This is a genomic window from Cryobacterium sp., assembly GCF_026786305.1.
Lineage (GTDB): Bacteria > Actinomycetota > Actinomycetes > Actinomycetales > Microbacteriaceae > Cryobacterium.
On the sequence record NZ_JAJAYI010000029.1, the window covers coordinates 1 to 12,113 of the forward strand.

Here is a 12,113-nt window from a genome sequence, read left to right on the forward strand (position 1 = left end):
CCCTGTGACCGGCCACCCGGCGAGCGACCGCCCTGCGACCGGCCGCCTTGGGACCCGCCACCCTGGGACCGGCCACCCTGGGACCGGCCACCCTGCGACTGGCGCTGTTGCTGCGGCGCTTCGACGCGGGGAAGCGGCTTGACGTAGGCGGCAACATCGCCGACAAGGGCGTCGACGGCGGGGGAGGAGGAATCCACGCGCTGCGGGCTCACCTTGATGGCGGCCTTGCGCAGCAGGGCGTCGGTGTCGCGCTTCTGCTCGGGGAGCACGACGGTGACGACGTCACCGGCGCTGCCGGCACGCGCGGTACGGCCCGAACGGTGCAGGTACGCCTTGTGCTCGGCCGGCGGGTCAACGTGAATGACGAGTTCGATGTCGTCGACGTGCACGCCGCGAGCCGCGACATCCGTTGCAACGAGAACCTTGACGGTGCCGGCGCTGAACGCGGCGAGATTGCGGTCACGCGCCACCTGCGAGAGGTTTCCGTGCAGGTCGACGGAGGGGATGCCGGCGTCGGTGAGGCTCTTGGCGAGCTTCTTGGCCTGGTGTTTGGTGCGCATGAACAGGATACGACGGCCCGAGCCGCTCGCCAGCTTCTGCACGAGTTCCTTCTTGGCGTCGACGCCGGACACCTCGAACACGTGGTGGGTCATGGCCGAGACGTGGCTGTTGGCCTCGTCGACCGAGTGCATCACCGGGTCGTGCAGAAAACGCTTGACGATCTTGTCTACGCCGTTGTCGAGCGTGGCGGAGAACAACATGCGCTGGCCGTTGCCAGGCGTCTTGTCGAGAATACGGGTGACGACGGGTAGAAAGCCGAGATCGGCCATGTGGTCGGCCTCATCGAGCACGGTGATCTCTACGGTGTCGAGGTTCACAAAGCCCTGCTTCATGAGGTCTTCGAGCCGGCCGGGGCAGGCCACGACGATATCGACGCCGGCCTTGAGCGCGGCGACCTGACGGCCCTGCGAGACCCCGCCGAAGATGGTGGTCGAGTTGAGGCCGTAAGCCTCGGCAAGCGGGGTGATGGCATTGCTGATCTGCGTGGCCAGCTCACGGGTCGGCGCGAGGATCAGGCCGAGCGGGCGCCCCGGGCGACGCTTGCCGCCGGCGAGGTTGCCGCCGAGGCGGGACACCATCGGAATGGCGAAGGCCAGGGTCTTGCCCGAGCCGGTCTTGCCGCGGCCGAGCACGTCCCGGCCGTTCAGGGTGTCCGGCAGGGTGTCGACCTGGATGGGGAAGGCGGTGTCGATTCCCTGTGACGAGAGAACCTTGACCAGGGGAGCCGGCACGCCGAGCGTGCTGAAGGTTGTAGACAAAGTGGTGCCTTTCGGGGCATCAGTCTCCCCGCTCATTCGGTTTACCGCACAGCGGCAATCGAACCAGGAGGATTCACATGGCGAAGGTGCCGAAGGGCACATCCGTTCGCCGTAAGAATGTTTCATTCGAAAAATCAGGTCAGCCCTGGTGGGCCGCCGGATAGAGAAGAGGGCGTTCTACGACGCAGCAAGCGCAACTACGCACTCGCAAGCTCCAATTCTAGCGGATGCTGTCAAATCGTCCGGTGTCGGCGCCTCGCGGCTACGAGTGGTCACCGTGGTACAGCTCTCCGACGGGCACCTCGACGTCGATGATGTTGCCGCGCTGCGGCAGCGGACAGGCCCACATCGGGTCGTACGCGCAGGAGGGGTTGTAGGCGAAGTTGAAGTCGAGAATGAGGCTGTCATCACCCAGGCCCGGGCCGAGGTCGGCGCCCTTGACAGTGTCGAGCAGGTAGCGTCCGCCGCCGTAGGTACCGTCGTCTTTGCCGGCCAAGGCATCTTTCAGTGGCATGAACAGTCCGCCGCCGTAACTCGCGAGCCGCCACACATCGAGTGAACCGAGATACGGCAGCCGCACGGTGCCGACCAGGTCGAACGGCACGGTGCCGTCGGTTCCGGTCTCGACGACCATGCGATACGGCTGCTCGGCCCGGTGCACCTCGACCTCGAACCGCCAGTCGGGGTCGTAGGCGGCGATCGGCAGCCCGGTGAACGCCGAACGGTCATCGGGCAGCAATGGCGACGACGGATGTCCGGCGAACAGCTCGTCCCGCCCGGAACGCCACAGCTCGTGCCCGCTCTTCGGGCTGCTCGCGCTCAACTGGCGCACTCCCGCATACAGTCCGGTTACGCGACGACGCCAGTCGGCGATCTGCAAGGCTGCGAGGGAAGAACTCATGGTGGCTACGCTACCGCCGCCGGGCACGGTGCGCACGGGTCGAGGCGCAGCGGGCTTCGCGGCCGACGTCGGAGCATCGGCTAGTTGTCTCCGGTCTCGGTGGGTGCCGCGCGCGGCGACAGCGGTACGAAGGTGGGGTCGTCGATTCCAACGTCATGCTGCCAGGTGGGGGCGAGGCGCTTCAGGCGCAGCATCCGCCACTGCCAGAACGCCCAAAAGGTCGGCCAGAGGGCGAGTGTGGCCGGTCGGCCGCGAAAAATGAGCTGGTCCCGGTACAGCGTTTTGCCGGTGCCGGCCGGGTCTGGCGCGATGGCCATGCGGTGATCCCACAGCGTGACCGCGCTCAGCGCACCGGACACCCCGCGACCGGTATCGCGCAGAATGCGCACTCCGTCGGGCCGATGCGTCGAGTTGGCGAGCCGAATGATCTGGGTTCCCATCGGCACCAGGCCGAGCAAGGAGAACACCGCGGGGTGTTCACCGGGCTCCCAGTGGGTGGGAAACCCGTCGGCCTCCAGCGACTCCACCGCCATGAAGGGGGAACTCACCTCGCGAAACACGGCGGGGCTGTGGATGGCGTGCCAGGCGGCATCCGGTGTGCAGTTCAGGATCTCTTTCAGCAGTACTCGCATCTGCTCAGTTTGGTCTGACGAAGGCATGCGGTACAACTGAAACGTGGCAATTCGGTTCTGGCTCGGCGTTGTGCACCGCGAGCACGTGCTGCGCGGGGTCGATTTGGGCATTGCCCGCGCCAATCGCGGCGCCGGTGACCTACTCAAGCAGATGGGTGAAGCCGACGGCATCGTCTACTACTCGCCGAAGACCGCGATCGAGGGTGATCCACTCAGGGAGTTCACCGCGATCGGCCGCATAGCCGATATCTATGCCTACCAGGTGGGCGACCCCGGCAACGAGTTTCGGCCGTGGCGACGCCGGGCCGACTACGATCTCGATGCCTGGCCCACGAGCATCCGCCCGCTGTTGTCGGTGCTGGAGCTGACTCGGGGCAACCCGGACTGGGGCTTTGCGCTGCGGCGCGGCGTGCTCGAAATCTCGCGGCACGACTTCGAAATGATCCGGCAGCAGATGCGCCGGCCCTCCGCCGACGACCGGTAACGGTGCGGGCACTCACCCAGCAACCTAAATTAGACTCGAGCCTATGAATGGCGATCTCTGGTGGGTACCCTCGGTCATCGTTATCGGCCTCGTTGTGGCCGGAGTCTGGGTGTTGGTGAGCGCCTCGCGGCGGCGCACCCGAGCTCGGCTCGGGCAGGTGAGCGCCGCGGCCGCCGAACTGGCCCGCGGTGCCGCGATCAGCCTCGTTCGCGCCGACGATCTGGTTCAGGACACCACCGATGAGCTCGGCTTCGCTATCGCGCAGTTCGGCGAAACCGCGACGCGGGCGTTCGCGAGCGCGCTCGCGACCTCGCGGCGGCAGCTGAGCGACGCGTTCGCGCTGCAGCAGAAGCTTGACGATGCCGTGCCGGACAGCGCTGCGGAGCGCACCCGCTGGAACCAGCAGATTGTTCAACTCGCCGACGAGGCGACCGCCCGGCTGACCAACCAGGCCCGCGATTTCACGGCCAAACGCGGCGTGGAGCGCAATGCGCCGCAGCAGCTCGACGAACTGCGGCGCCGACTCGACCGGGTCTTTGACCGGGTCGCGGGCGGCGCGAGCACCCTTACGCGGCTGGGCCTGAGCTATAGCAGGTCGGCGCTCGCACCGATCATCGGCAACGTCGACCGGGCCCGCGCAGCTCTCGAAGCGGCGGTGGCGAGCGTGGACGCCGCAGCCAAGCGCCTCACCGAGGCATCCGCTGAACCGGTCGGCGAGCAGTTGCAGGCCGCCGAGCACAATCTGTTCCAGGCCACACAACTGCTCGACGCGATCGAAACGGGCGAAGACCAGCTGCACCGCGGCTTCGCCAACCTGCAAAAGGCGCTGGATGCTGCCGCCTCGGAACTCGCCGAAGCTCGGGCCCTGCGCGATGGTCACGAAGAATCCGACACGAGCGCCAACCTCAACGGTGTGATCACAGTTGCGGCGTCTGTGCAGGCGTCGCTGCGCGAGCCCGGGCGGCCGAGCGATCCCGCCGCCGACCTGGTGACTCTCGAGGAGGCCATGAACGGGCTGGACAGCATCCGTTCCGAGGCGCGCAACCGCCAGCTGCGCCTCGATAACGCGCGCACGGCCCTGGCCGGAGCGCTGCTCACCGCGCGCAGCCAGATCACCGTCACCCGCGACTTTGTGGCCGCCCATCGCGGCCGGGTGCAGGCCGCCGCCCGCACCCGGCTGGCCGAGGCGGAACGGCAGTTGGCGCTCGCCGCGGCGGAGAGTGACCCGGTTACCGCCCTCGATACCTCCCGCCGCGCCATGACGCTGGCAACGGATGCCGACGCCCTTGCCCGCTACGACACGCACTGATCGGCGTGCACTGCGCAACTAGTGGCCGGCCGATGCCGCGGCCCGGCGCCGGATCGCCGGCGTGATCTCCCGCCGCAACCAGGCGATCGCGTGCGCCTGATCAAACCGGCGTGCGCAGAGCCCGCAGGCCAGGGGTCGGGTGGGTTGCCGATACCGAAAGTGCACGTGCCCGGCAGGGCAGGTGCCCACCCAGGGCGCGAGCTCATTGGCAATTTCGCCGTCGTGGGTGCGCTTGCCGTCGTAACCAAGGTCGTGCGCCATCTTTTTCCAGCGGGGGCCGTGCCCGGCGCGCGGGCCGACCAGGGCGTGCGCGAGCTCGTGCAACAAAATTTGGTGCACGTCGTCGTCGGTATAGCGCGAGGCGAGGTAGCGCGACACGGTGATGTGCTTCTTGCTGAAATTGCACAGACCGGCCCGCTTCTTGGCGTTGTCGAAGCCGAAGGTCCAGCTGGGGTCGAGGTGCAGCACCATCAGTGCGTCAGCCCAGCGCCGCACCTGGTGCAGGTCGGCCATCAGGGTGCCACCGACACCTGGTAGAGCCGGTCGTCGTCGGCCGCCGGGGAGCCCCGGCCATCAGTATTATTACTCACAAACCACAGTGTGCCATCCGGCCCCGACACCACGTCGCGAAGTCGCCCGTAACTGTTCACAAACCACTCGGTGGGCTCCCCTGTGGAGGAGTCTTCGAGGATCGGGATACTCCACAATCGGCTGCCGCGCAGGCTGGCCATGAAGATGGTGTCGGACACGATTGCAATGCCGCTCGGGCTCGCATCCGCGGTGGACCATTGTCGGAGGGGATCGATGAAGTTCGCGTCGCCGGCCTGCCCCTCGACCAGGGGCCAGCCATAGTTGCCGCCGGGCACGATGCGGTTGAGCTCGTCCCAGGTGTTCTGGCCGAACTCGCTCGACCACAACTGCCCGCCGGAGTCCCAGGCGATGCCCTGCGGGTTGCGATGCCCGTACGAGTACACCAGAGTGTCGAAGGGATTGGCCTCGGCGCCGGTTGGCACCTCCCCGGTGGCGGTCATGCGCAGAATCTTGCCGCCGAGCGAACCGAGATCCTGCGCGTTAGCAGGGTTTCCGGCGTCGCCAGCCGTGGCGTAGAGCAGCCCGTCGGGGCCGAAGGCGATACGGCCGCCGTTGTGATTGCTCGCGTGCGGTAGACCGGCGAGCACGAGGGTGGGCGCCCCAAGAGTGTGGCTGCCGGTGGGGCCAGCCAGCGACATCCGCTCAATTCGGTTGTCGCTGTCGGTCGATAGGTAGGCGTAGACCCAGCCGATGCCGCCGTCAGCGTTGTCGTCGGTGAGAAAGGCCAGGCCCAGTAGTCCGGCCTCGCCGTTCGGGCGCGCGCTCGCAACCGAACCCGCTTCGCGCAGGCCACCGTCGGGTAGCAGCTCGCGCACGAGGGTCGTGTCGCGCTCGCTGATGAGGGTGCCGCCGCCCGGTAGACGCAGAATCGACCAAGGGGCGTCGAGCCCCGAGGCGATGACGACAGGGTCGCCGACCGGATGCACCGGTGCCGGTGGCCCGGACGGAGCCTGGGTCTGCGACGGGCTCTGGGTCGCCGGAGGTTCGGTCTTCACGGTGGCCCGTGGGTCGTTTGGGGCGCACGCGGCGAGTGTGACCAGCACGAGCGTGGCCAGACCGACGCGGATCCCGCGCTTCACAGTGCGAAATCTCATGCTGGTTCCCCGCCTCGTCTGGTGGCCCGTCGAAGTCCAACTGGTTGACGTGTCAGCCCTAGCATGCCGCAGAACTCGTGCGCGGGCGAGGGCTGGCCCGGCCTGGTTCGGCCTGCGGGAGAGCTCGAGTGCGGCTCAGCGTATAACTTCAGCACGTTGGCGTGTAACTCCTGCACGTTGTCGAAAACAGGGCTGAAATCGGCCGGTACCGCCCGGTAACGCGCAGATTGCAGGAATTATGCGCCACTCCACGCCATGAGACGACTCTGCGGGGCCGGTCAGGGCTTCGCGGTGCGTTCGGCGATGTGCGACTCCACGACGGCCACGGCGAGCAGCGAGCTGTCGAGTTCGTCGGCGTCTGCGCCGTCTTTCTCCCGCAGAAACACGGCAGCGGTGAAGTCCGCGAGCGCGCCGTCGAGGTTGCCTTGGTCGAAGTACACCTTGCCGCGGTGCTGCCGGGCGTAGGCGGCGAGGCGGGTCCACTCGTGCACCTCGGAGTCGAGGATGCAGTGGGTCAACTCGCTCGCAGCCTCGTCGAGCTTGCCCTGAAACTGCAAGACCTGGGCCCGACGGATGCGACTGGCCACCGCCTGCTCGCGGTTACCGGTGAAGCGCGATTGACGCAGCGCCTCGTTCGCGATCTCCCAGGCCTCCTCGAGTCGACCGACCAGGCGCAGCAGGGCGACCTTCTCGTTCAGTGCGGCCAGGCTGCGCAGGCTACCGAGCTCAGCGAGCCGCTCGCCAGCGGCCAGAAGGTCTACTTTTTCGCGCAGGGTGATGGGGTCGTAACCGATGATGAAACTCAGGGTGTGTTCCTGTAATGACGAAGGCGGCCGCAGCCGCAGAGGATAGACGGGTGCACCCAGAGTACCGCCGCCGGTGCGAATCCGGCCGCAGCCGCCGCCGTGGCGAATTCAGGAAAAAACCACCTGACCCGCTCGTCGTCGCCGCCAGAAAACGAGTGCAGCGCCCCGCTCGCCCCCGCATCTCCTGAATCAGCCACCAATCGATCGCGACCTCGGGCGAGTGGCCGATCTGCTCGTGCCCGATCTGCTAGTGCCCGATCTGAAAGACGGTACGGCCGGGAAGCGGCGACTGCGTCGACGTCTCGTCGGTCGCGACGAGCGAACCGGCCATGAACTGCCTGAGTTCGGTGCCCTCGATCACCTTCGCCGGGTGCGGTCCGTTCGCGAGCAGCCGCGGAATCCAGTTGAGATCGATCGGCGTGTGCGCCGCGACGAACACGATGTTGCCAAAGCGGCGGCCCTTGAGCACCTGCGTCTCGGCGAATCCGATCACGTGTTCGAACACCGCCGAAAGGGTTGCCGCCTGGCCGCGAGCGAACGCGAGGCCGGGGCCATCCGCTACGTTGACCGCGAGCACTCCGCGCGGCGACAACAATGGAGCCGTGAGCGCGAAGAACTCGCGGCTCGTCACGTGCTTGGGAGTGCGCGCCCCGGAGAAGATGTCGACCACGACGAGGTCGACCGCGCCGTGCAGTCCGGCCGGCAGCTTGCCGAGAACCTCGCGGGCATCGCCGTGGCGCACTCGCAGCTGGGCGCGCTTGTTCCACGGCAGCGCCGACCGCACCAGGTCGATCAGATCGCTCTCGATCTCGACGACCTGCTGGCGTGAGCCCGGCCGTGTCGCCTCGACGTAGCGGGGCAGCGTGAGCGCGCCGGCCCCGAGGTGCACGGCGGTGATCGGCTCGTGCGGTTCGCCGAGCAGGTCGATCACGTGCCCAATGCGCTGGATGTACTCGAAGAACAGCTCGTCGGGGTGGTCGATGTTCACGTGAGACTGCGGCGTGCCGTCGACGACGAGTTGAAAACTGCCCGGGGTGAACCGATCGGGTTCAATCACCGCCGTGTGTCCGCTCAACCTCAACACGACAGACGGATTGCCCCCGTCGTTTTCTCCTGCATCCTTGCGCCCGGTACTCATGCCCCCAGTCTGCGCCCTCCCTACCCGCCCCGATCGCGGCATTCGCTCGTTACCCGCCCGCTGGCGGCAGGCCACACCGGGTTATACCTGAGAATTTGATTCTTGGCAAGAATGTGGTGGACATCGGCGGTGAGGGGGCATACACTTGACCCTTGCGCTCCCAGACAAACCTTGCCTTCATATTGCGGTCGGCTTTGCGTGTTCAAGCCACCTTGAGGCACCTTTCCTACGAGTTTCTTTCCTAGGGTCTGCGGAGTCATCACCAATAACAGTAACTAGACCTGACGGGGTCCACGGAGGTTATTTCCTTGGCTGCTGCGCGCAACGCAACCACCAACTCACCCAAGAACGGCCGCTCAGCTGAGCGTCTGTCGTTCGCAAAGATCAGCGACCACTTGAATGTTCCGGATCTGCTTGCCTTGCAGACCGAGAGCTTCGACTGGCTCGTCGGCAACGACATCTGGAAGGCTCGCGTCGCCGAGGCCCAGAAAGCCGGACGCCAGGACCTGCCGAATCGCACCGGACTCGATGAGATCTTCGAGGAGATCTCTCCCATCGAAGACCTCGGCGAAACGATGCAGCTGTCCTTCACCAACCCGGAGCTCGAGCCGGAGAAGTACACCATTGACGAGTGCAAGGAAAAGGGTAAAACCTACTCCGCACCCCTCTACGTGAACGCTGAGTTCATGAACCACCTCACCGGTGAGATCAAGACTCAGACCGTGTTCATGGGCGACTTCCCCCTGATGACCCCCAAGGGCACCTTTGTGATCAACGGCACCGAGCGTGTCGTCGTGTCGCAGCTGGTGCGCTCCCCGGGCGTCTACTTCAACCGCGAGCAGGAGAAGACGTCTGACAAGGACATCTACTCCGCCCGGGTCATCCCGAGCCGTGGTGCCTGGCTTGAATTTGAGATCGACAAGCGCGACCAGGTCGGCGTGCGCATCGACCGCAAGCGCAAGCAGTCCGTGACCGTGTTCCTGAAGGCCCTCGGCCTCACCAGCGAGCAGATCCTCGAGGAGTTCAAGGGCTATGCGTCCATCGAGCTCACCCTCGAGAAGGACAACATTCTCACCAAGGAAGAAGCCCTCAAGGACATCTACCGCAAGCTTCGTCCCGGCGAGCAGGTCGCCGCCGAGGCTGCGCGTGCGCTCCTCGACAACTTCTTCTTCAACTCCAAGCGCTATGACCTGGCCAAGGTTGGTCGTTACAAGATCAACCGCAAGCTCGGCCTCGAAGCCCCGCTGAGTGACTCCGTACTCACGCTCCAGGACATCCTGGCCACCATCAAGTACCTCGTCGCCCTGCACGACAACCAGACCTCCCTGAAGGGTCTGCGCGACGGCAAGATGACCGACATCAACATTGACATCGACGACATCGACCACTTCGGTAACCGTCGTATCCGTGCCGTTGGCGAGCTCATCCAGAACCAGGTGCGCACCGGTCTGTCCCGCATGGAGCGCGTCGTTCGCGAGCGCATGACCACGCAGGACATCGAAGCGATCACCCCGCAGACCCTGATCAACGTGCGCCCCGTCGTTGCCGCGATCAAGGAGTTCTTCGGTACGTCTCAGCTGAGCCAGTTCATGGACCAGAACAACCCGCTCGCTGGCCTCACGCACAAGCGTCGCCTGTCTGCGCTGGGCCCGGGTGGTCTGTCCCGTGACCGCGCCGGCGTCGAGGTGCGAGACGTGCACCCCTCGCACTACGGCCGCATGTGCCCCATTGAGACCCCGGAAGGCCCGAACATTGGCCTGATCGGATCGCTCGCCTCGTTCGCCCAGATCAATGCGTTCGGTTTCATCGAGACGCCGTACCGTCGTGTGCTCAACAACAAGGTCACCGAGACGATCGACTACCTCACCGCGAGCGAAGAGGACGACTTCATCGTCGCACAGGCCAACGCGCCGCTCACCAAGGACTCGCACTTCGCCGAGGCCCGCGTGCTCGCCCGTAAGAAGGGCGGCGAGGTCGACCTCGTTCCTTCTGAAGACATCGGCTACATGGATGTCTCGCCGCGCCAGATGGTGTCGGTCGCGACCAGCCTCATCCCGTTCCTCGAGCACGACGATGCAAACCGTGCGCTCATGGGCGCCAACATGCAGCGTCAGGCGGTGCCGCTGCTCCTCAGCGACAGCCCCCTCGTCGGAACCGGCATGGAGGTCTACACGGCCATCGACGCCGGTGACGTGCTCACCGCGCAGAAGCCCGGTGTGGTTTCCGAGGTGTCGGCCGACGTCGTCACCATTCAGCTCGATGAGGGCGGCACGCAGGACTACTACCTGCGCAAGTTCTCGCGCTCCAACCAGGGCACGAGCTTCAACCACCGTGTGATCGTCAACGCCGGTGAGCGCATCGAAGCCGGCGAGGTTATCGCCGACGGACCCGCCACCGACCAGGGCGAGCTCGCCCTCGGAAAGAACCTGCTCGTGGCATTCATGCCGTGGGAAGGCTACAACTTCGAGGACGCGATCATCCTGAGCCAGAACCTGGTCAAGGATGACACCCTCTCCTCGATTCACATCGAAGAGTACGAAGTGGATGCCCGTGATACCAAGCTGGGTAAGGAGGAGATCACTCGCGACCTGCCCAACGTGTCGCCGGACTTCCTCGCCGACCTCGACGAGCGTGGCATCATTCGCATCGGAGCCGAGGTTCGCCCCGGCGATATCCTCGTCGGCAAGGTCACGCCCAAGGGTGAGACCGAGCTCTCTGCCGAGGAACGCCTGCTGCGCGCTATCTTCAACGAGAAGAGCCGCGAAGTTCGCGACACCTCCCTCAAGGTTCCCCACGGTGAGCGCGGCACCATCATCGGTGTCAAGGTCTTCGACTCACAGGACGGCGACGACGAGCTCGGTTCGGGCGTCAACCAGCGGGTTGTCGTCTTCATCGCCCAGAAGCGCAAGATCACCGAGGGTGACAAGCTCGCCGGCCGTCACGGCAACAAGGGTGTCATCTCTCGCATCCTGCCGATCGAGGACATGCCGTTCCTCGCCGACGGGACCCCGGTTGACATCATCCTCAACCCGCTCGGTATCCCCGGCCGCATGAACTTCGGTCAGGTGCTCGAAACCCACCTCGGTTGGATTGCGAAGCAGGGCTGGAACGTCGAGGGCAAGCCGAAGTGGGCTTCCCGCCTGCCGGAGCACGCCTTCAGCGCTGCTCCCGGCACCAAGGTTGCCACCCCGGTATTCGACGGTGCGCTCGAGATCGAGATCGAGGGTCTGCTGGACTCCACGACCTTGACCCGTGACGGCGACCGCCTCATCGGTTCCTCGGGCAAAACCCAGCTCTTCGACGGCCGCTCCGGCGAGCCGTTCCCGATGCCGGTGTCCGTTGGATACATGTACATCCTGAAGCTCCACCACCTCGTCGACGACAAGATCCACGCTCGTTCGACGGGTCCGTACTCCATGATCACGCAGCAGCCGCTGGGTGGTAAGGCGCAGTTCGGTGGACAGCGTTTCGGTGAGATGGAGGTGTGGGCGCTCGAGGCATACGGAGCCGCTTACGCCCTGCAGGAACTCCTGACCATCAAGAGCGACGACATCCTCGGCCGCGTCAAGGTGTATGAAGCCATCGTCAAGGGTGAGAACATCCAGGAACCCGGCATTCCCGAGAGCTTCAAGGTTCTTATCAAGGAAATGCAGTCGCTGTGCTTGAACGTCGAGGTGCTCTCGGCCGATGGCACCGCAGTCAGCCTGCGCGACACGGATGACGAGGTGTTCCGCGCTGCGGAAGAGCTCGGCATCAACATTTCCACCCGGTTTGAGTCTTCGACCATCGACGACATCTAAGCCCGGTCCAAAGAAACTTCGAAAACTTTCCAAGGAGAG

Annotated in this window: 11 protein-coding genes; 4 read left to right on the forward strand and 7 right to left on the reverse strand. The window is 65.5% G+C overall.

Annotation, left to right across the window (positions count from 1 at the left end; all coding sequences use genetic code 11):
• From LH475_RS02950 to LH475_RS02960, 3 genes are all read right to left on the reverse strand, one after another.
• Window positions 1–1,355, reverse strand: a 1,355-nt coding sequence (locus LH475_RS02950) for a DEAD/DEAH box helicase (protein WP_297412831.1), incomplete at its 3' end; no start/stop codon positions are given.
• A 226-nt stretch (window positions 1,356–1,581) separates the two neighbouring features.
• Complete coding sequence (locus LH475_RS02955) at window positions 1,582–2,220, reverse strand: DUF1684 domain-containing protein (RefSeq protein WP_196843488.1); 639 nt, start codon at window positions 2,218–2,220, stop codon at window positions 1,582–1,584.
• An 80-nt stretch (window positions 2,221–2,300) separates the two neighbouring features.
• On the reverse strand, window positions 2,301–2,852 hold the full coding sequence (locus LH475_RS02960) for a hypothetical protein (protein ID WP_196843487.1): 552 nt from the start codon (window positions 2,850–2,852) through the stop codon (window positions 2,301–2,303).
• A gap of 43 nt (window positions 2,853–2,895) precedes the next feature.
• Here LH475_RS02960 and LH475_RS02965 point away from each other — a divergent pair, with 43 nt between their 5' ends.
• Window positions 2,896–3,336, forward strand: a complete 441-nt coding sequence (locus tag LH475_RS02965) for an EVE domain-containing protein (RefSeq protein WP_297412832.1) — start codon at window positions 2,896–2,898, stop codon at window positions 3,334–3,336.
• Between the two features lie 43 nt (window positions 3,337–3,379).
• Window positions 3,380–4,645, forward strand: a complete 1,266-nt coding sequence (locus LH475_RS02970) for a hypothetical protein (protein WP_297412833.1) — start codon at window positions 3,380–3,382, stop codon at window positions 4,643–4,645.
• 18 nt (window positions 4,646–4,663) lie between these two features.
• Here LH475_RS02970 and LH475_RS02975 read toward each other — a convergent pair whose 3' ends face one another.
• The 3 genes from LH475_RS02975 to LH475_RS02985 all read right to left on the reverse strand — a co-directional run bounded on the left by LH475_RS02975 (window position 4,664) and on the right by LH475_RS02985 (window position 6,848).
• Entirely contained in the window at window positions 4,664–5,158 is a 495-nt protein-coding gene (locus LH475_RS02975) for a SprT-like domain-containing protein (RefSeq protein WP_196843485.1), read from the reverse strand.
• Window positions 5,158–6,330: a PQQ-dependent sugar dehydrogenase gene (locus LH475_RS02980; protein WP_297412834.1), complete on the reverse strand. Its 1,173-nt coding sequence runs from the start codon at window positions 6,328–6,330 to the stop codon at window positions 5,158–5,160. Before LH475_RS02980 ends, LH475_RS02975 begins: the two co-directional genes overlap by 1 nt.
• A gap of 278 nt (window positions 6,331–6,608) precedes the next feature.
• Window positions 6,609–6,848 (reverse strand): hypothetical protein, encoded by a 240-nt coding sequence (locus LH475_RS02985; RefSeq protein ID WP_297412835.1) that lies wholly within the window; start codon window positions 6,846–6,848, stop codon window positions 6,609–6,611.
• On the opposite strand from LH475_RS02985, the gene LH475_RS02990 reads away from it, so the two are divergent.
• Entirely contained in the window at window positions 6,840–7,151 is a 312-nt protein-coding gene (locus LH475_RS02990; protein WP_297412836.1) for a hypothetical protein, read from the forward strand. The genes LH475_RS02985 and LH475_RS02990 overlap by 9 nt on opposite strands.
• 232 nt (window positions 7,152–7,383) lie before the next feature.
• Here LH475_RS02990 and LH475_RS02995 read toward each other — a convergent pair whose 3' ends face one another.
• On the reverse strand, window positions 7,384–8,274 hold the full coding sequence (locus LH475_RS02995) for a fused MFS/spermidine synthase (protein WP_297412837.1): 891 nt from the start codon (window positions 8,272–8,274) through the stop codon (window positions 7,384–7,386).
• 308 nt (window positions 8,275–8,582) lie between these two features.
• On the opposite strand from LH475_RS02995, the gene rpoB reads away from it, so the two are divergent.
• On the forward strand, window positions 8,583–12,074 hold the full coding sequence (rpoB, locus tag LH475_RS03000; RefSeq protein WP_196843482.1) for a DNA-directed RNA polymerase subunit beta: 3,492 nt from the start codon (window positions 8,583–8,585) through the stop codon (window positions 12,072–12,074).
• The last annotated feature ends 39 nt before the right edge of the window (window positions 12,075–12,113 follow it).

Excerpts from the sequence above, each read along its gene's own strand:
- LH475_RS02955 (WP_196843488.1), bottom strand. The coding sequence starts at position 2,220 with ATGAGTTCTTCCCTCGCAGCCTTGCAGATCGCCGACTGGCGTCGTCGC.
- LH475_RS02960 (WP_196843487.1), bottom strand. The coding sequence starts at position 2,852 with ATGCGAGTACTGCTGAAAGAGATCCTGAACTGCACACCGGATGCCGCC.
- LH475_RS02970 (WP_297412833.1), top strand. The coding sequence starts at position 3,380 with ATGAATGGCGATCTCTGGTGGGTACCCTCGGTCATCGTTATCGGCCTC.
- LH475_RS02975 (WP_196843485.1), bottom strand. The coding sequence starts at position 5,158 with ATGGCCGACCTGCACCAGGTGCGGCGCTGGGCTGACGCACTGATGGTG.
- LH475_RS02980 (WP_297412834.1), bottom strand. The coding sequence starts at position 6,330 with ATGAGATTTCGCACTGTGAAGCGCGGGATCCGCGTCGGTCTGGCCACG.
- LH475_RS02995 (WP_297412837.1), bottom strand. The coding sequence starts at position 8,274 with ATGAGTACCGGGCGCAAGGATGCAGGAGAAAACGACGGGGGCAATCCG.